We start from the raw sequence: 17,068 nt of genomic DNA, 5'->3' as shown, positions 1-17,068 counted from the left end.
CTTGCTGAGGCGTTCATCGAACGTTTATGAGCGGCTGCCACTCTTATTCCATCGACCCGTCGCGTCGGGGGGCAGACGGGTCGCGTGGGCCCCACAGCTATCGTGAGCGGCCCTGGATCGCCCGCTCGGCGACCCTCGGGGGAGTTGCCGAGCGGGCGTTCTAGTCCCGGAGCCCCGCAACTTGTACAGGAGTTCTCAGCCGTGAGCGAAGCAAAGAAGCAGAAGAAGGACCTCACACCGATGGGCGACGGTCACGTCCCGGCACCGCCGCAGGACGGCCAGCCCAGCCCCACAGGTGATGGCCACGTCCCCGCCCCGCCCAAGGACGGCGGCATGACGACCAAGGGCGACGGCCACGTACCGGCCCCGCCCAAGGACTGAAGACCTTCATCCCGACGGGGATCGGCCGCGGCGGCGCGGAGGGGGAGCCGCCGCGGCCGATGTGCATTTCCGGAGCGGCTTGTGAGACACCAACTCGCGGCGATTTAGCTGGACTTATTCGAACATAAGGCCTTTTGTGCAGCTAGAGTCGGTTGTTGAACGTCAGCCCCCTCCAAGGAGTTGGAATGACTCGCACAAGAAGAATTCTCGTCACCCTGGCCGTGATGGCCGCGGCATCGGCGGGAGCGGCCGCTCCGGCGCTCGCCGATCAACACTCCCCGGCTCCGGCCGGTGACGGCCACCTGCCGTTCGTCGCGCAGGGAGACGGCCATCTGCCGCTCGGCCCACTGGGAGACGGCCACCTTCCGGCCCCGCCCAGCGACGGCCATCTGCCGTCCTCCCCGCAGGGCTGACCTACCCCGGGGCCGAGCCGTCGCTCGGCCCCGGGCCAAGGAAGAAATCAGGCCAATCGGTGACAGGAACCCTCATGCATATCGAACACACGACCACAACGCCACTAAGGTCATTGAGCGTTGGATGTTCGCCTACGCAAGGGAGTTGAAATGAACCGTGCCAAGAAGGTTCTCGTGACCCTGGCCGTCGTTGCCGCCGCCGGGGGAATAGCGACACCGGCCTTCGCCGGCGAAGGCCACATCCCGGTCACGCCTCAGGGCGAAGGCCACATCCCGGTCGCACCGCAGGGCGAAGGCCACATCCCGGTCGCACCGCAGGGCGAAGGCCACATCCCGGTCACGCCTCAGGGCTAACCCAAGCCCACCACGCGCCAACGCCCTCCGGCCCGCAACGCCTCATCGCGAACGCCGGGGGGTGTTTCCGTGCTCGCGCCAGCTACGCAGGCACGCGGGCCAGCGACACCGTCACCACCGTCGAAGCCCTTCGCCCCGTCTCGCGCAACGCCTCGGCGGTCAGTTCCACCAGCCATACCGCGACGTCCGGTGACCACTCCCGTACGGTGCAGGCGAAGCGGAATGCCTCGGTCATGCCCTGGGTGTGGACCGTGCGGTCGAGAGTGAGGGCTAGGCCCGTGAGGGCGTCCCGGGCCGGGGGTGCGGAGACCTCCACCGCGTCCCACGCCTTCTCGCGCACCGCCGTGCGCACGGCCTCGGCGTCGGCATCGGTGGCGCCGCCATCGCCGGGGCGGCAGGAGACCGTCACCAGGACCTCGTGCTGGGCATCCGGGTCCGCGAGGGCGAACCACGGGACCAGCTCGGTCTGGTGGAAGGCGGTGGAGCGCGCCGTCGCCCCGAGCGGCAGCAGGGCGTGCAGGCCGGTGAACGTCACCTCGCCCACGCGGCGCAGCGTCTCGGACAGGACCAGGGCGATCGGCCGCACGGGCAGACCGGGGCACGGCGGGTCGGTGAGCGCGCCCGCGCCGAGCCAGGCGAGGCAGCGCACCCCGCCGTCCGGCGTCCAGTCGCCGCCGACCTCCTCGTGGGCCCAGGCCGTGGGCTCGTGGGCGGCCGTGACCGCGCCGTTCTCGTGCAGCCAGCCGCTCACGGTCTGCCAGCCGTACGCACCGGCCCGGTCCACGGCGAGGAACAGGACGCCCTCCTCGACGGAGCCCTCGGCGTCGGCCTCGCGGGTCACCACCCGGTCGAACCACGGGTGTCGCCGCAGGATGCCGTGCAGGCCGACGATGACGGTAGGGGGGAACACAGGCACTCCCGGAAAACAGGCGGCGGGGCTGGAAGACTAACTTCCAGCCCCGCCGTCAGCCGTCAGCCGTCGGTCACAGACCGCAGCCGAGCCGCTGCGTGTCGGTGATCTTCCGGTAGTTGTCGTCCGGGTAGCCGATCAGGTCGACGTCGACGACGCTGCGGAAGTCGTACTGGCCCACGTTGTACGTGCACTTGTACGCCGCCGCGGCACGCTTGCCGCTGCCACCGCCGGAGTAGACGTTGCGCACGTCCGTGCTCAGCGTCTTCCACTCGCCGCCGCGCTTGACCTGGAGCCACACCGTGACCTTGGCCTTCACGCCGCGGGCAGGGCCGGTCAGGTTCTTCCACCAGCCGTGGGCGTTGATGTTGCCCTTCACCGTGTGCGAGAAGTGCACGTTGTCGGCGCCGGTCTGGAACGCCCCGATGCCGGAGCCGGCCTTGGCGAAGGCGGCCTGCGCGGTGGCGCCGCTGCGGTAGCGCGGCGCGTCGCTGTCGGCGGCCTGCGCGGGCACGGCCGCGCCGACGGCGAGCAGGGTGGCCAGGGCAGCGGACGCCGCCCCCGTACGGATACGCACGTGGAGTTCCCCCAAAAAAGAAGTCGTTCGGTCGCGTCGCGTTCGACGCGACGTTCATACGCGCCGCAGTCTAAACACCTGGTCGGGGGCCTGAAGGCGGCGGTACCCCGGCACGTCGGACCCCGCCCCCGGTCCCCTTCCCGCACGCAAATCCGTTGCACGCCCCCGCCCCGCTCCCCCATAGTGCGTGCCCATGACCACACTTGTGCGCCACGTCACTTTCGACTGTGCCAACGCCTATGAACTGGCCACCTTCTGGGCGGGCGTCCTCGGCGGAACGCTCGCCGACGACGACTTCCCCGGCGACCCCGAAGCCCTGGTGAGCACGCCCGAGGGGCCCACCCTGCTGTTCGTCACCGTGCCGGACACCAAGACCGTGAAGAACCGCGTCCACTTCGACCTCCAGCCGCAGGACCGCTCCCGCGACGAGGAGGTGGAGCGCCTGCTGAAGCTGGGCGCCACCCTGTTCGCCGACCACCGCAGGGCGGACGGGCGCGGCTGGGTGACCCTGGCCGACATCGAGGGCAACGAGTTCTGCGTGGAGCGCAGCGCCGCCGAGCGGGCCGCGACCAGCGGCTAGACCCGGCGCCCTCCGCCCGAACGTGCAAGGCTGACCCGATGCGCAAGCCCAAGCCCAAGCCCCGCACCGTGTTCATATCCCTGGCCGCCGTCATCGTCGTCTCGGCCGCCGCCACGGCGATCGTCGAGTCAACGGCCTTTCCCGGTCGGGACGATCCGAAGGTCGAGGAGGCGTACGACCAGGGGTACGCGTGGGTGAAAGCTCGTACCGAAGGAGATCCGGAAGCAGATTCGGAAGCAGATTCGGAAGTGGATCCGGAGCCGGATCGCGGGCCGACATCCTCTTCCCTGCCCATGGGGACCGGTGTTCCGAGGGACACGGCCAAGGTCGAGCTCAAGGCGACCGCGACCTCGACCGCCACGTCCAGCGAGGCCGGCTACCTGGAAGTCTGCGGCAGTTACGCCTCGACACCGGAGTACACCGGCGGCCTCCCGGCCGCGTACCAGGACGACTGGGCACGCGGGTGCCAGGCCGCCCTGAGGGCGGCGTCGGCCGGGAGCGGAACGCCTCACCCCTGACGTGCGGCCCGCCGCAGCTCCCCCTTCAGCACCTTCCCGCTCGCGTTGCGCGGCAGTTCGGTGACGAAGGTGACCTCTCTCGGCACCTTGTAGTTCGCCATCTCGCGCCGGGACCAGGCGATCACGTCATCGGCGGTGAGCACCGCCCCCGGGCGGCGCACCACGTACGCGTGGCCCACCTCGCCGAGGCGGGCGTCCGGTACGCCGATGACGGCGACGTCCGCCACGTCGGGGTGGACGCCGAGGAGCCGCTCGATCTCGGCGGGGTACGCGTTGAAGCCGCCGACGATGTACATGTCCTTGATGCGGTCCGTGACGCGCAGGTTCCCCTCGGCGTCCAGGACTCCCACGTCGCCCGTGCGCAGCCAGCCGTCCCCCGTCAGGACCTGCTCCGTCTCGGACGGGTCCTCGTAGTAGCCGGACATGACGTTGTGGCCCCGGACGAGGATCTCCCCCGGGGCACCGGGGGGCAGCGGCTCGCCGGTCGGCGAGACCACCCGTACCTCCGTGTCCGGGATCGCGCGCCCGGACGTCTCCGCGATGACGTCAGGCGCGTCCCCCCTGCGGCACATCGTGACGATGCCGCTGGCCTCGGAGAGGCCGTACGCGGTCAGGACGGTGGCGATGCGGAGTTCGGCGCGCAGCCGCTCCACGAGCCGCAGCGGGACGACGGCCGCGCCGGTGACGACCAGGCGCAGCGCGGACAGGTCGTGTCTGTCGCGGGCGGGGTGGTCCAGGAGCGACTGGTGCAGGGTGGGCGGCCCGGGCAGCACGGAGACGCGCTCGGCGGCGATGTTGGCGAGGACCGTGTCCACGTTGAAGACGGGCTGGGGGATCATCGTGGCGCCCCGCATGAGGCAGGCGATCACCCCGGCCTTGTAGCCGAAGGTGTGGAAGAACGGGTTCACGATCAAGTAGCGGTCGCCCTCGCGGAGTCCGGCGAGCTCGCTCCAGATCGCGTAGCAGCGCAGGGTCTGGGCGTGGGTGATGACGGCGCCCTTGGGGCGGCCTGTGGTGCCGGAGGTGTAGACGACGTCCGAGGGCCAGTCGCCGGTGACCGCGTCCGCCCGCGCCCGCACCGCGTCGCCCGGCACCGCGTCGCCACCCGCGAGGAAGTCCTTCCAGGTGCGGAAGGCGTCGGGCGCGTCGTCGGCGAGGACGACGGCCTCCTGGAGGTGCGGCAGGCCCGGCAGGGGCCCTTCGCCGGGCCCGTCCCCGGCGGCCCTGCGCAGCGAGGCCACGTACGAGGTGCCGAGGAAGGTGCCGGTGACGAAGAGCAGCCGGGCGCGCGAGCGGCGCAGCACGTCGGCGGCCTCCGCGCCCTTGAAGCGGGTGTTGAGGGGGACGAGGACCGCGCCCGCGCCGACCGCGCCGAGCGCGCACACGATCCAGTCGAGGGTGTTGGGGGCCCACACGGCGACGCGGTCGCCGGGGCGCACGCCGCGGGCCAGGCAGGCCGCCGAGGCCCGCTCCACGCGCGCGCCGAGCTCGCGGTAGGTGACGCGGACGCGCCCTTCGACGACCGCATCGCGGTCGGCGTACCGCCGTGCCGCCGCCCGGACCAGGCCCGGGACGCTGCCCCACTCCAGGTCGCCGCGCATCGCCACCCCTCCCGTCGCGGCGCCCGCCCAGGGCCGGTGCGGGCCGCGGGACGCCGTAGCTGACTAACCGTCAGATTAGCTGTAGCCTGACGCGCTGTCAGCAGCGAGGTGCGCCCCGGCCCACGTGGAGGTGCCATGGCTTCACTCAAGGACGCGACGGCGGTCGTCGGCATCGGACAGACCCCCTTCGCCCGAAAACTCCCCGAGAGCGAGAAGACGTTGGCGTGCCGGGCGATCGTCGAAGCCCTCGCGGACGCGGGCATCGCGCCGTCCGAGGTCGACGGCTTCGCCTCGTACACCATGGAGGAGACCGACGAGGTGGAGGTGGCCAAGGCCATCGGCGCCGGGGACGTCACCTTCTTCAGCAAGGCCGGTTACGGGGGCGGCGGTTCCTGCGCCACGCTCGCCCACCTCGCCGCCGCCATCGCCACCGGGCAGGCCACCGTGGGCGTCGCCTGGCGGTCCCGCAAGCGCGGCAGCGGGCCCCGCCCCTGGAAGAACACCACCGCCCAGCTGCCCACCCCCGCCCAGTGGACCCGCCCCTTCGGTCTCCTGCGCCCCGCCGACGAGATCGCGATGCTCGCGCGGCGCTATATGCACGAGTACGGCGCGAGCCGCGACCACTTCTTCAACGTCGCCCTCGCCTGCCGCAACCGCGCCAACCAGAACCCCGCCGCGGTCATGTACGAACGGCCGCTGACCCGGGACATGTATATGACCTCGCGGTGGATCAGCGAGCCGCTGTGCCTGTTCGACAACTGCCTGGAGACCGACGGGGCGCTGGCCTGCGTCCTGGTCTCCGCCGAGCGCGCCCGCGACTGCCGGCGGCGGCCGGTGTACGTGCACTCCGTCGCCCAGGGCCTGCCCGCGCAGACCCACGGCATGGTCAACTACTGGAACGACGACCCGCTCGCGGGGCCCTCCTGGACCGCGGCCCGACAGCTGTGGAAACAGGCCGACTTCGGCCCCGACGACGTCGACGTCGCCCAGATCTACGACGCGTTCACCCCGCTGATACCGCTGTCCCTGGAGGGCTACGGCTTCTGCGGGCGCGGCGAGGGCGGCGCCTTCACCGAGGGCGGCGCCCTGGAGATCGGCGGCCGACTGCCCCTGAACACGGCGGGCGGCGGCCTGAGCGAGGCCTACGTCCACGGCTTCAACCTGATCACCGAGGGCGTACGGCAACTGCGCGGCACCAGCACGGCACAGGTGCCGGGGGCCGCGACCTGCCTGGTGACGGCCGGTGAGGGCGTGCCCACCTCCGCGGTGCTCCTGCGGAACTGACAAGGCCTGAGAGCGCCTGAGAGGAGCTGTGATGACCGTGAACGATCTCCTGACGCCCGTCGTCGACGACGACGGCGCGCCGTTCTGGAGCTACGCCGCCCGCGGCGAGCTGCGCGTGCAGGCCTGCGCCGCCGAAGGCTGCGGCGAACTCCGCTTCCCGCCCCGCCCCTGCTGCCCGCACTGCCAGTCCTTCGCGACGACCTGGCGCCGGATGTCCGGCAAGGGCCGCGTCTGGTCGTACGTCGTCCCGCACCCGCCGCTGCTGCCCGCCTACGCCGACCTCGTGCCCTTCCACCCCGTCCTCGTCGAGCTCGCCGACGCCCCGCGCGTCCGCCTCGTCGGCGACCTCGTCGCACGGGCCGGGGCCCCGCTGGACTCCGTGGCCCCCGGGCGGCTCCGGATCGGGGCCCGGGTGCAGGTCGTCTTCGCCGACCAGTGCGGGACCGTGGTGCCGCGCTGGGTCCTGGAGCGGCCGTGACCGGGCTGCGCGTCGAGCGCGACGAGGACACCGGCGTCGCCGTCCTCACCCTGGACCGGCCCGAGCGGCACAACGCCATCGACCTCGCCCTGGCCGCCGAACTCACCGCCGCCTGGCGGGAGCTGCGCTTCGACGACGCCGTGCGGGCGGTGGTGGTCACCGGCGCGGGCGACCAGGCGTTCTGCACCGGCCTCGACCGGTCGGCGCACGTGCCGCAGCCCGGCTCGCCGTACTCCGTCGACGACCCCCTCCTCACCGTCGGCCCCAAGGCCAACGACCTGTGGAAACCGGTCGTCGCCGCCGTCAACGGCATGGCCTGCGGCGGCGCCTTCTACCTCATCGGCGAGGCCGAGTTCGTGATCGCCGCCGACCACGCCACGTTCTTCGACCCGCACACGTCGTACGGGATGGTCAGCGCGTACGAGACCGTCCTCATGGCGCAGCGGATGCCGTTCGGGGAGGTGGCGCGGATGGCACTCATGGGTACGGCCGAGCGGGTGTCCGCGCGGCGGGCGTACGAGACGGGGCTCGTGTCGGAGGTGACGCCCGCTGCCGGGCTGCTCTCCGCGGCTGTGCGGGCGGCCGGGGTGGTGGCCTCCTATCCCGCCTCGGCCGTGCAGGGCACCGTGCGGGCCGTTTGGGCGGCCAAGGAGGCGGCCCGCGCGCACGCGCTCGCCCTCGCGCCCCACCTGATCACCCTGGGGAACCTGCCCCCCGCCGACCAGGCCCGCCTGTTCACCCACCGCCCCCGCGACCACCGCACCCGCTAGCCCTCGCGGGGCGCCCCAGACCCGCCCCTTCCCACTCCGGGTGCGGCTGCCCCCGTTCCCCCGCTCAAAGCAATTGGCGCTCCGCGCCTCGTCCTCAAACGCCGGACGGGCTGGAATCTGCCGGTTTCAGCCCGTCCGGCGTTTGAGGACGAGCGCGTCAGCGCGATGGAGGGGCGGGCGGGTGGGGAAAAAAGCCCGTCCGGCGCTTGAGGACCAGGGGCCGGCGGCCGTCAGCGGGCCGTCGCTGTGCCTCGTTCCGCGTCCAACGCGTAGACGCAGCGGTCCTTGCTGCAGGCGTAGACCACCCCGTCCCGCACCACCGGCGTCCCGGTGATCTCACCGCCGGTGGCGAGCTTCCAGCGCAGGCGGCCGTCGTCGGCCTTGAGGGTGTACAGGAGGTGGTCGGTGGCGCCGAAGTGGATGCGGCGGTCGGCGACGACGGGCGAGCCGACGACCTCGCCGCCCGCCTGGAAGCGCCACTTGGGCGTGCCGGTGACGGCGTCGAGGGTGTAGAGGCCCTTGCCGCTGCCGACGTGGACGTGGCCGTCGGCGACCAGGACCGGATCGATGGCGGAGCGGGCCTCGGTGGCGATGCGCCAGCGGTCGCGGCCGTCGGTGGCGTCGAGGGCGTACACGGTGCCGAGGTAGTCGGCGAGGTACACGCCGCCGCCGGTGACGGCGGGCCCGGGGGCGAAGGCGGGCGGCGAGAGGAAGGCGGCCGGGGCCTCGAAGTGCCAGCGCACGTGCCCGGTGGCCACGTCCAGGGCCAGGACGCGGGTGCCCGCGGCCACGTAGACGAAGCCGTCGGGGGCCTGCGTCACCCGGACGGGGACGCCGCCGCAGGAGGCCGCGTCACCGATGGGGTACGACCAGCGCTCGATGCCGGTGCGGGCCTCGACGGCGCGAAGCCGGGCGTCCTTCCAGACGTACACCGTGCCGTCGCGGATGACCGGCGCGGCCTCCGGCGCCTCGAAGTCGGTCTGGCAGCCGGTGAGCTCCCAGAGCTTCTCGCCGTTGGCGGCCTCCCAGCCCTGGACGCCGCCGCCGCGCGTGGCGGTGACAACGGTGCCCCGGTCGGCCTGCAGGGCGTACACCCAGGCGTCGGTGGAGAGCCGCCACAGGTCGCCGCCGTCGGCGCCGTCGAGGGCGTAGAGGGTGGGGCCGTCGGACGCGTGGACGCGGCCGTCGGCCACCGCCATGGACCAGGCGACGTCGCGGGTCTTGAAGCTGCGCCGCCCGGTGCTGACGTCGAGGGCGTGGACCTCGAAGGAGGTGACGTAGACGAGGTTCCCGGCGACGGCGGGCGTGCCCCACACGTCGTTGGACATGCGGAAGCGCCAGGGCCGCCAGGAGCCGGGGGCCGCGGCGCCCGTGGGCACCCCCGAGGTGTGCGCGGGCGAGGCGGAGGCGTCGGTGCTCCCGGCGCGCGGGCGCTCGGGGGCGGCGGAGCGCGACCAGCTGCCCGCGAGGCCGGAGGCCGGGGGCGCGGCGGCGGCGCGGGCCTCGGCGACGCGCGGCCCGGGGCCGATGGGCACCGGGGCGCCCGCGAGCTGCACGGGCCCGGGGTCGGGCGCGCCCGGGTAGGGGCCGGACGGCGCGGGGTGCGGGGGCGCGTGGGACGGCGCGAGGGAGGGGGCGTGCGGGGGCATCACGGGCGCCTGGCGGGGCGGCGGGGGCACCGGCGCGGAGACCGGCGCGGCCGCGGCACCGGCCCGGCTGTTGCGGCCCGCGGAAGCGGCGGCGGACGCGGCGCGCGCGGGCGGGCGGCCGCCGCGGCGGGCCTCGATGAGGGCGACGGCCCGCTCGGGCAGCCAGGCGGAGGCGGTGCCGCTGTCGTCGCCGGAGCTCTCGGAGGCGAACAGGTGCGGGGCGAGCTGGGCCTGGAGGTCGGCGGGGCTGGGCCGGAGCGTGGCGTCCATCTGCATGCAGGACTCGATCAGGGGGCGCAGCTCGTCGGGCAGGCCCTCCAGGTCGGGGCCCTCGCGCAGGAGCATGAAGACGGTCTCGACGGGGTTGGCGCCGTGGAACGGCGCGTGCCCGGTGGCGGCGAAGACGAGGGTGGAGCCGAGCGAGAAGACATCGCTGGCGCCGGTGACGCTGCGGGAGTCCTTCGCCTGCTCGGGCGACATGTAGGCGGGGGTGCCGACGGCGACGTTCGTCATGGTCAGACGGGTGTTGGAGACACCGGACGCGATGCCGAAGTCGATGACGCGGGGGCCGTCCTCGACGACGAGGACGTTGGACGGCTTCAGGTCGCGGTGGACGAGCCCGGCGCCGTGGATGGACTCCAGGGCCTCGGCGACACCGGCGGCGAGCCAGCGCACGGCCTGGGCGGGCAGCGGCCCGTGCTCGTTCACTATCTCCTCGAGGGAGGGCGCGGGCACATAGGCCGTGGCGAGCCAGGGCACGGCGGCGCGCGGGTCGGCGTCCACCACGGCGGCCGTGTAGAAGCCGGACACCGCGCGCGCGGCCTCGACCTCACGCGTGAAGCGGACGCGGAACAGCTGGTCCTCGGCGAGTTCGGTCCTGACCGTCTTGATCGCCACGCGCCGCCCGGAGGCGGAGCGCGCGAGATAGACGAGTCCCATGCCGCCGGCGCCGAGCCGTCCCAGGACCTCGAACGGGCCGATCCGCCGCGGATCGTGCTGCGTCAGCTGGTCCACCACTTGCCTGCCACCTCCCCGTACGCGGCCGCTGTCTGCGAAGCGGCCCGTGCAGCGTCTCACCACCGAGCCGCTACGGCGGCACGCACCCTGATTCTTCCTGTCCGGGGCTATGGTTGCGAACCCGGGGCAACATCGGGATGTTTCGTGACAAAGGTGACAGAGCGGGGTCTACTGGTGGCCGACCCCGCTCTGGCCTGCGCTTTCTTTCCTTCTGTACGACGGCGGGGCGCGGCCCGTTCAGTCCTGGAGCACTCCGAACGCGGCCCCTTGGTTGTCGACGAGGACGGCCACGCGCCCGTACTGGATGTCGAAGGGCTCGGTCCGCACCCGGCCGCCGAGGCTCCGGGCGGCGGCGGCCGTCGCGTCGCAGTCGGCCACGGTGAAGTAGCTGAGGAAGTGCGGGGGCATCTCGGCGGGGAAGGAGCCCTCGCCCATCACGCAGCGCCCGCCGACCGCACTCTCGGGCCCGGCCTCGGCGCCCGCCGGCGACCAGGTGCGGAAGTCGTCGCCGCCGACCTCGACGTCGAAGCCCTCGTAGCCGAAGACGGACTCGTAGAACGGGTCGACGACGTCCTTGTCGCGCGCGTACACCTCGGTCCAGCAGAAGGCGCCGGGCTCCCGGAGCCTGCCGAAGCCCCTGTGCGTACCGGCCTGCCAGAGCCCGAAGACCGCGCCCTCGGGGTCGGCGGCCAGGGCCGTCGTGCCGGAGGGGCCGACCGGGACGGGGTCAGTGATGACCCGTCCGCCCGCGCCCTTCACCCGGGCGGCGGCAGCGGCGGCGTCCCGCGTCGCCAGGTACACCGTCCAGGCGGTCGGCATGCGGCCGTCCCGCTTGGGGGTGAGGGCGGCGACGTACGCGCCGTCCAGCGTCGCGTGGACGTAGTCCCCGCCCCCCGTGCCCCCGCCCGCGCCGAAGGTCCACCCGAAGAGCTCGCCGTAGAAGCGCTTGCCGCCCTCGACGTCGGGGAGCGCCGCGTCCACCCAGCAGGGGACGCCTTCCGTGAATTCCATGAGACCGGTTCCCCTCGGTCAACCAGAGGGCCTTCCTGTGGCCTCCGTCACAGTCAAGCTAACCGGCCGGGCGCGGGCCCGCAGCCCACCCGCTCCCCGTAAATAGAACGCTCGATCTATTCTTTTCGGACGGCGCACACCGTCGCCCCCGGGCGCCCTCCGGCGCACCCCGGACCCCCTCCAGCACGCCTGTGCCACCGGTCCAACCCCATTTGCACTCGGCCGAATCGCGCTCCGATCACCCCTCGGTAAGCTGACGGCATGACAGGACAGGTACGAACCGTCGACGGCCGAGTGGCCGGTCGGCGCGGTCAGGCGACACGTCAGAAACTGCTCGACTGCCTGGGCGAGATGCTCAGCACCTCGCCCTACCGCGACGTGAAGGTCATCGACGTCGCCCGGAAGGCGGGCACGTCGCCCGCGACGTTCTACCAGTACTTCCCGGACGTCGAGGGCGCGGTCCTGGAGATCGCCGAGCAAATGGCCGCCGAGGGCGCGGAGTTGACGCAGCTGCTCGAAGGGCGCTCCTGGGTCGGCAAGGCGGGCTGGCAGACGGCGCAGGAGCTCGTCGACGGCTTCCTCGACTTCTGGCGCAGGAACGACGCGATCCTCCGGGTGGTCGACCTCGGTGCCGCCGAGGGCGATAAGCGCTTCTACAAAATCCGGATGAAAATCCTCAACTCGGTCAACAACTCCCTGGCGGACACGGTCAAGGAGCTCCAGGCCAAGGGCAAGGTCGACAAGGACGTGAGCCCCGCCGCGGTGGCCGGTTCCCTCGTGGCGATGCTCGCCGCGGTCGCATCCCACCAGCGCGGGTTCCAGACGTGGGGCGTCAAGCAGGCCGAACTGAAGCCGAATCTGGCGCTGTTGGTGCACTTGGGCGTCACGGGCAAAAAGCCCACGAAGTAGTAAGGGGCGGCCCTTCGCGGTCCTGTCAGGCGCGGGGCCGCCTTGCCTGCCCCCTCCGCCCCCTCTTCTGGGGCTTCGCCCCTTTGCCCCCTTGTTGGCGCTTCGCGCCTTTGCCCTCAAACGCCGGGCAGGCTTGATATATCGGCGCTTCGCGCCTCGCCCTCAAACGCCGGGCGGGCTTGGTGTCAGGCTGAAGACTCGTATCTCTCGGTCCACTCTCGCCTGGTACGTCGCGTACGGGGGCCATAGCGTCAGGGCCTCTGCCCAGGCCCGCGACCGCTCTTCGCCCGTGAGCAGTCGGGCCCGTACCGGAATGTCGCGGCCGTGCCAGTTCACGTGGGCCTCTGGGTGGGCCAGTAGGTTCGCTGACCAGGCCGGGTGGCCGGGGCGGCCGAAGTTGGAGCCGATGAGCAGCCAACCGCCGTCCGCGCGCGGCACGCAGGCCAGTGGTGTGCGGCGGACGACGCCGGTGCGCGCACCCCGCGCCGAAAGCACGAGGCCGGGCAGCAGCCGCGCGCTGAGCAGCACCTTCCCCCGGGTGACCCGGTGCACCGCGCGGTCGAGGGCGGGCACGACGTGCGGGGCGACGCGGGCGAAGGTCCGGGTCGATGACACCTTCCGTACGAGCCGGACCCCGGGCCCGGCCATCAGCCGGTCACCCGAACGGCCGCACGCCCCACCGGCTCACCGGACGGCTCGCGCGCCCCGAACAACCCGGCGCGTTCGGCCGCGTGCGCCCGCAGCCGGTGCGCGGGGCCGAACAGGAGCTCGTCGCCGGATGCCCGTTTGAGGAACAGGTGCGCGTCGTGCTCCCAGGTGAAGCCGATGCCGCCGTGCAGCTGTACGGCCTCAGAGGCGGCGGTCCGCAGCGCGTCCAGGGCCCGCGCGAGCGCGAGCCCGCCCGCCGCCTCCGACGGTTCCGCCGCCTCGGCGCCGGTCGCGTCCGCGGCCCAGGCCGCGTAGTAGGCGGCCGACCGCGCCGCCTGCACCCCCACGTACACGTCCGCGAGGCGGTGCTTGACCGCCTGGAACGACCCGATGGCGCGCCCGAACTGCTCGCGCTCCTTGGCGTAGGCGACGGTGCGGGCGAGGGCCTCGTCGGCGGCGCCGACGGCCTCGGCCGCGAGCACGGCGGCGGCCCGCTCCCCCGTCTCCGCGAGCGCGGGCGGCACCGGGCGGTCCTCGTCGCCCAGCAACTCGGCGGCCACGTCCCTGAGTTCCACACGGGCCTGCGGCCGGGTCGCGTCCAGCGTGGTGAGCCGGGTGCGGACGAGCCCGGGGGCGTCGGCGCGCACGAGGAAGAGCAGCGGGCGCGGGCGGACGTAGCCGCCGGTGTGCGCGGCGACGAGCAGCAGGTCGGCGCTGTGCCCGTCGAGCACCTGGTCGGCCTGCCCGTACAGGCGCCAGCCCCCGTCGGGGCGCGTCGCCTGGACGCCGCCCGCGCGGCCGCCGCCCGCCCAGTCGCCGTCACCCGCGCCGGTGAGGCCGAGCGCGGTGGCCAGGGCGGCGCCGGGCACGGCGAGGGCGGCGGTCAGGGCGCCGGAGGCGAGGCGGGGCAGCAAGTCATCGCGCTGGCAGGGCGAGCCGATGCGGAGCAGGAGCGGCGCGGCGAGCGAGGCGGTGGCGAACAGCGGCGAGGGCGCGAGGGCGCGGCCCAGCTCCTCGGCGGCGAGGGCGAGTTCGAGGGTGCCGCAGCCGACGCCGCCGTACGCCTCGGGCAGGGCGAGCCCGGGAAGGCCGAGCCGCCCCGCGAGGGCCTCCCAGAGGGCCGGGTCGTGCCCGGCGGGGGTGCGCACGGCGGCCCTGACGCCCTCCAGGGCGCGGCGCTTGGCGACGACCTCGCGCACGGTGCGCCGGATCTCGTCCTGTTCCACGGTACGGGCGGCATCCATCGGCGGGCTCCTCCCCGGGCGGGCACCCGTCCCCGGCCGGGCGGCACCCATTTCTGACGTACCGTCACATGACGGCGGGGCGCCATGCTAGGACCGCCGCCGCCAGATGCCCAGGCCCGGGACGCCCTCCCGTAGACGAGCCGATCTGATGTACCGTCAGGTTCATGTCGAGCCCTGAGCTCCGCCCCGATCGCCGCCCTCAGAGCCGCCCGGGCCGCCGCGTCGCCGTCGCCGGTGTCGCCCTCGCCGACTGCGGCCGCGTCGACGACGCCACCCCGTACGCCCTGCACGCCCAGGCCGCCCGGCGCGCGCTCGCCGACGCCGGGCTCGGCCGGGGCGCCGTGGACGGCCTCGCGTCGGCGGGCCTCGGCACGCTCGCGCCCATCGAGGTCGCCGAGTACCTGGGCCTGCGCCCGCGCTGGGTGGACTCCACCTCGGTCGGCGGCGCGACCTGGGAGGTGATGGCGGCGCACGCGGCCGACGCGATCGCCGCCGGGCACGCGAACGCGGTGCTCCTCGTGTACGGCTCCACGGCCCGCGCCGACGTCAAGGCGGGGCGCCGCACGGGCGAGATGTCGTTCGGGGCGCGCGGCCCGCTCCAGTTCGAGGTCCCGTACGGGCACTCGCTGATCGCCAAGTACGCGATGGCGGCCCGCCGCCACATGCACGCCTACGGCACCACCCTGGAGCAGCTGGCGCAGGTGGCCGTGCAGACGCGGGCCAACGCGGCGACGAACCCCGAGGCGATGTTCCGCGCCCCGATCACCGTGGACGACGTGCTCGGCGGGCCCGTGATCGCCGACCCGTTCACCAAGCTGCACTGCTGTCTGCGCTCCGACGGCGGCTGCGCGGTCCTGCTCGTGGCCGAGGACCTGGTGCCCGACTGCGCGTCCGCCCATGTCTGGGTGCTCGGCTCCGGCGCGTACGTCTCGCACACGTCCATGGCGGGCTGGGACGACTTCACCGTCTCGCCCGCCGCCGTCAGCGGGCGGCTCGCCTTCGAGCGCGCCGGGGTGCGGCCCGCCGACATCGACGTGGCGCAGATCTACGACGCGTTCACCTATATGACGCTGGTGACACTGGAGGACCTCGGCTTCTGCGCCAAGGGCGAGGGGGGTTCGTTCATCGGCGAGGGCGAGAAGGGGCGGCTGCTGCGGGACGGGGAGCTGCCCACGAACACCGATGGGGGCGGGCTCTCCGCCCAGCACCCCGGGATGCGGGGCCTGTTCCTGATCGTGGAGGCCGTGCGGCAGCTGCGCGGGGACGCCGGGGAAGGCCGCCAGGTGCGCCGCCGCGACGGTTCGCCGCCCGAGCTCGCGGTGGCCTCGGGCACCGGCGGCTGGTTCTGCTCGTCGGGGACCGTGGTGCTCGGGCGCGGATAGGGAGCGCCGGGGGCACGGGCACGCGCGTGCGGGCGCACGGTTCGCGGCGCGGGCGCGACGCGTGAGCCCGTGCGGGAGCCCCGGGTGCCGTGTGGCGCACGACACGGGTAGGAGGCCGGGTGGTCAGGGCGCACAATCGACGCATGACGACGCCCGGTTTCCACGCCCTGCTCAGATCCCAGAAGGTGTGGGACACCGAGCTGCCCGCCTTCGACCCGGCGGCGGCGCCCGACGCCCCGGTGCCGCTCTTCCACCGCTGGTTCGCCGAGGCGGTGGCCGCGGGCCAGACCGAGCCGCACACCATGACCCTCGCCACGGCGGACGAGGCGGGGCACGCCGACGCGCGCACCGTCATGCTGCACGACGCCGACGCCGCGGGCTGGCACTTCGCCTCCCACGCCACCAGCCGCAAGGGCCGCCAGCTCGCCGCCCGGCCGCACGCGACCCTGCACTTCTACTGGCCCGCCCAGGCCCGCCAGATCCGGCTGCGCGGCCCCGTCACGACCGCCCCGCACACCGAGGCGCTCGCCGATCTGCACGCGCGCACCACGGGGGCGCTCGCCGCCGCCCTGGTCGGACACCAGAGCGAAGTGCTCCCCTCGTACGCCCAGTTGGAGCGGGCGTCGGACGCCGCCTGGGAGCGCGCCGCGGCGCAACCCGACGCCGACGCGCCGAGCTGGACGCTGTACGTACTGGCCCCCGATGAGGTGGAGTTCTTCCAGGGGGACGCCCGGCGGCGGCACGTACGCTTGCGCTATCGGGCGCTGGGACAACAGGGGGGCTGGCAGAGGGAGTTGCTGTGGCCGTGACCGGAGAGGAAAGCGGGCTCGCGTTGCGCCGGGCGCGCGCGGAGGACACGGCCGCGATCGCGCGGATCTGGCACGCGGGGTGGAGCGAGGGCCATCTGGGGCACGTCCCCGACGCGCTGCTCTCGGTCCGCACCCCGGAGTCCTTCGTCCTGCGCGCCCCGCGCCGCGTCGACGACACGGTGGTGGCGGTCGTCGGCGGCGAGGTGGCCGGGTTCGTGATGGTCGTCGACGACGAGGTGGAGCAGGTGTACGTGGCCGAGGGCCACCGCGGCACCGGCGTCGCGGCCACCCTGCTCACCGAGGCGGAGCGCGTCGTCGCCGCCAAGGGCCACCGGCGGGCCTGGCTCGCGGTCGTCGACGGCAACGCGCGCGCCCGCCGCTTCTACGAGCGCAACGGCTGGCGCGACGAGGGCCTGTTCGAGTACCTCGCCGCGAGCGACAGCGGCCCGATCCGGGTGGCCTGCCACCGGTATGTGAAGCCGGTGGGCCCGGCTGGTTAGCCGGTCCGCGCTCCCGCCGTCCGCGCTCCCGCC

The 17,068-nt window shown here is 73.7% G+C and carries 19 protein-coding genes; 12 read left to right on the top strand and 7 right to left on the bottom strand.

Annotation, left to right across the window (positions count from 1 at the left end; translation table 11 throughout):
* Nucleotides 1–201 precede the first annotated feature (201 nt).
* The 3 genes from AC07A4_RS20310 to AC07A4_RS20300 all read left to right on the top strand — a co-directional run bounded on the left by AC07A4_RS20310 (nt 202) and on the right by AC07A4_RS20300 (nt 1,148).
* A complete protein-coding gene (locus AC07A4_RS20310; RefSeq protein WP_478600433.1) occupies nt 202–381 on the top strand; it encodes a sigma-like protein in 180 nt (59 codons plus the stop codon).
* Nucleotides 382–566: 185 nt separating this feature from the next.
* Complete coding sequence (locus tag AC07A4_RS20305) at nt 567–794, top strand: hypothetical protein (RefSeq protein ID WP_478600430.1); 228 nt, start codon at nt 567–569, stop codon at nt 792–794.
* Between the two features lie 150 nt (nt 795–944).
* Entirely contained in the window at nt 945–1,148 is a 204-nt protein-coding gene (locus tag AC07A4_RS20300; protein ID WP_478600428.1) for a hypothetical protein, read from the top strand.
* 82 nt (nt 1,149–1,230) lie between these two features.
* Here AC07A4_RS20300 and AC07A4_RS20295 read toward each other — a convergent pair whose 3' ends face one another.
* On the bottom strand, nt 1,231–2,058 hold the full coding sequence (locus tag AC07A4_RS20295) for a hypothetical protein (RefSeq protein ID WP_478600426.1): 828 nt from the start codon (nt 2,056–2,058) through the stop codon (nt 1,231–1,233).
* Nucleotides 2,059–2,131: 73 nt separating this feature from the next.
* Nucleotides 2,132–2,635, bottom strand: a complete 504-nt coding sequence (locus AC07A4_RS20290) for a hypothetical protein (RefSeq protein WP_478600424.1) — start codon at nt 2,633–2,635, stop codon at nt 2,132–2,134.
* A gap of 193 nt (nt 2,636–2,828) precedes the next feature.
* On the opposite strand from AC07A4_RS20290, the gene AC07A4_RS20285 reads away from it, so the two are divergent.
* Nucleotides 2,829–3,215 (top strand): VOC family protein, encoded by a 387-nt coding sequence (locus tag AC07A4_RS20285; protein ID WP_478600422.1) that lies wholly within the window; start codon nt 2,829–2,831, stop codon nt 3,213–3,215.
* 38 nt (nt 3,216–3,253) lie between these two features.
* Complete coding sequence (locus tag AC07A4_RS20280) at nt 3,254–3,733, top strand: hypothetical protein (RefSeq protein WP_478600420.1); 480 nt, start codon at nt 3,254–3,256, stop codon at nt 3,731–3,733.
* Here the strand turns inward: AC07A4_RS20280 and AC07A4_RS20275 are convergent.
* The gene (locus AC07A4_RS20275; protein ID WP_478600418.1) at nt 3,724–5,334 is read right to left on the bottom strand and encodes a FadD3 family acyl-CoA ligase; all 1,611 of its coding nucleotides are present in this window, start codon (nt 5,332–5,334) and stop codon (nt 3,724–3,726) included. The two genes, AC07A4_RS20280 and AC07A4_RS20275, sit on opposite strands and share 10 nt — an antisense overlap.
* Nucleotides 5,335–5,469: 135 nt before the next feature.
* On the opposite strand from AC07A4_RS20275, the gene AC07A4_RS20270 reads away from it, so the two are divergent.
* The 3 genes from AC07A4_RS20270 to AC07A4_RS20260 are packed head-to-tail and all read left to right on the top strand — an operon-like array spanning nt 5,470 to nt 7,866.
* A complete protein-coding gene (locus tag AC07A4_RS20270) occupies nt 5,470–6,618 on the top strand; it encodes a lipid-transfer protein (protein WP_478600416.1) in 1,149 nt (382 codons plus the stop codon).
* A gap of 31 nt (nt 6,619–6,649) precedes the next feature.
* Entirely contained in the window at nt 6,650–7,096 is a 447-nt protein-coding gene (locus AC07A4_RS20265; RefSeq protein WP_478600413.1) for a Zn-ribbon domain-containing OB-fold protein, read from the top strand.
* Nucleotides 7,093–7,866: an enoyl-CoA hydratase/isomerase family protein gene (locus AC07A4_RS20260; RefSeq protein WP_478600410.1), complete on the top strand. Its 774-nt coding sequence runs from the start codon at nt 7,093–7,095 to the stop codon at nt 7,864–7,866. The genes AC07A4_RS20265 and AC07A4_RS20260 overlap by 4 nt, the downstream gene beginning before the upstream one ends.
* 230 nt (nt 7,867–8,096) lie before the next feature.
* Here the strand turns inward: AC07A4_RS20260 and afsK are convergent, their stop codons facing one another.
* Nucleotides 8,097–10,532 carry a protein serine/threonine kinase AfsK gene (afsK, locus tag AC07A4_RS20255; RefSeq protein WP_478600407.1) on the bottom strand — a complete coding sequence of 812 codons (2,436 nt, stop codon included), beginning with the start codon at nt 10,530–10,532 and terminating at the stop codon, nt 8,097–8,099.
* A gap of 237 nt (nt 10,533–10,769) precedes the next feature.
* Nucleotides 10,770–11,543: an AfsK-binding protein KbpA gene (gene kbpA / locus AC07A4_RS20250; RefSeq protein ID WP_478600404.1), complete on the bottom strand. Its 774-nt coding sequence runs from the start codon at nt 11,541–11,543 to the stop codon at nt 10,770–10,772.
* Nucleotides 11,544–11,804: 261 nt separating this feature from the next.
* Between kbpA and AC07A4_RS20245 the strand changes: the two genes are divergently transcribed.
* On the top strand, nt 11,805–12,452 hold the full coding sequence (locus tag AC07A4_RS20245) for a TetR family transcriptional regulator (protein ID WP_478600401.1): 648 nt from the start codon (nt 11,805–11,807) through the stop codon (nt 12,450–12,452).
* Nucleotides 12,453–12,614: 162 nt separating this feature from the next.
* On the opposite strand, the gene AC07A4_RS20240 is transcribed toward AC07A4_RS20245, so the two are convergent.
* Nucleotides 12,615–13,100, bottom strand: coding sequence for a nitroreductase family deazaflavin-dependent oxidoreductase (locus AC07A4_RS20240; protein WP_478600400.1), 486 nt, complete (start codon nt 13,098–13,100; stop codon nt 12,615–12,617).
* Nucleotides 13,100–14,344, bottom strand: a complete 1,245-nt coding sequence (locus tag AC07A4_RS20235) for an acyl-CoA dehydrogenase family protein (RefSeq protein ID WP_478600397.1) — start codon at nt 14,342–14,344, stop codon at nt 13,100–13,102. Before AC07A4_RS20235 ends, AC07A4_RS20240 begins: the two co-directional genes overlap by 1 nt.
* Before the next feature lie 164 nt (nt 14,345–14,508).
* Between AC07A4_RS20235 and AC07A4_RS20230 the strand changes: the two genes are divergently transcribed.
* From AC07A4_RS20230 to AC07A4_RS20220, 3 genes are all read left to right on the top strand, one after another.
* The gene (locus AC07A4_RS20230; protein ID WP_478600395.1) at nt 14,509–15,726 is read left to right on the top strand and encodes a thiolase C-terminal domain-containing protein; all 1,218 of its coding nucleotides are present in this window, start codon (nt 14,509–14,511) and stop codon (nt 15,724–15,726) included.
* A 143-nt stretch (nt 15,727–15,869) separates the two neighbouring features.
* Entirely contained in the window at nt 15,870–16,535 is a 666-nt protein-coding gene (locus tag AC07A4_RS20225; protein WP_478600393.1) for a pyridoxine/pyridoxamine 5'-phosphate oxidase, read from the top strand.
* Nucleotides 16,532–17,035 (top strand): GNAT family N-acetyltransferase, encoded by a 504-nt coding sequence (locus tag AC07A4_RS20220; RefSeq protein ID WP_478600390.1) that lies wholly within the window; start codon nt 16,532–16,534, stop codon nt 17,033–17,035. Before AC07A4_RS20225 ends, AC07A4_RS20220 begins: the two co-directional genes overlap by 4 nt.
* Nucleotides 17,036–17,068 lie beyond the last annotated feature (33 nt).

The organism is Streptomyces sp. NPDC043996, from assembly GCF_056435225.1.
Note: the sequence above shows the minus strand (reverse complement) of the source record. Positions and strands in the feature narration are given on the sequence as shown.

What these genes read in the sequence shown, in the direction of transcription:
- AC07A4_RS20305 (WP_478600430.1), top strand. Translation starts at nt 567, where the DNA reads ATGACTCGCACAAGAAGAATTCTCGTCACCCTGGCCGTGATGGCCGCG.
- AC07A4_RS20300 (WP_478600428.1), top strand. Translation starts at nt 945, where the DNA reads ATGAACCGTGCCAAGAAGGTTCTCGTGACCCTGGCCGTCGTTGCCGCC.
- AC07A4_RS20285 (WP_478600422.1), top strand. Translation starts at nt 2,829, where the DNA reads ATGACCACACTTGTGCGCCACGTCACTTTCGACTGTGCCAACGCCTAT.
- AC07A4_RS20280 (WP_478600420.1), top strand. Translation starts at nt 3,254, where the DNA reads ATGCGCAAGCCCAAGCCCAAGCCCCGCACCGTGTTCATATCCCTGGCC.
- AC07A4_RS20275 (WP_478600418.1), bottom strand. Translation starts at nt 5,334, where the DNA reads ATGCGCGGCGACCTGGAGTGGGGCAGCGTCCCGGGCCTGGTCCGGGCG.
- AC07A4_RS20270 (WP_478600416.1), top strand. Translation starts at nt 5,470, where the DNA reads ATGGCTTCACTCAAGGACGCGACGGCGGTCGTCGGCATCGGACAGACC.
- AC07A4_RS20265 (WP_478600413.1), top strand. Translation starts at nt 6,650, where the DNA reads ATGACCGTGAACGATCTCCTGACGCCCGTCGTCGACGACGACGGCGCG.
- kbpA (WP_478600404.1), bottom strand. Translation starts at nt 11,543, where the DNA reads ATGGAATTCACGGAAGGCGTCCCCTGCTGGGTGGACGCGGCGCTCCCC.
- AC07A4_RS20245 (WP_478600401.1), top strand. Translation starts at nt 11,805, where the DNA reads ATGACAGGACAGGTACGAACCGTCGACGGCCGAGTGGCCGGTCGGCGC.
- AC07A4_RS20240 (WP_478600400.1), bottom strand. Translation starts at nt 13,100, where the DNA reads ATGGCCGGGCCCGGGGTCCGGCTCGTACGGAAGGTGTCATCGACCCGG.
- AC07A4_RS20235 (WP_478600397.1), bottom strand. Translation starts at nt 14,344, where the DNA reads ATGGATGCCGCCCGTACCGTGGAACAGGACGAGATCCGGCGCACCGTG.
- AC07A4_RS20230 (WP_478600395.1), top strand. Translation starts at nt 14,509, where the DNA reads ATGTCGAGCCCTGAGCTCCGCCCCGATCGCCGCCCTCAGAGCCGCCCG.
- AC07A4_RS20225 (WP_478600393.1), top strand. Translation starts at nt 15,870, where the DNA reads ATGACGACGCCCGGTTTCCACGCCCTGCTCAGATCCCAGAAGGTGTGG.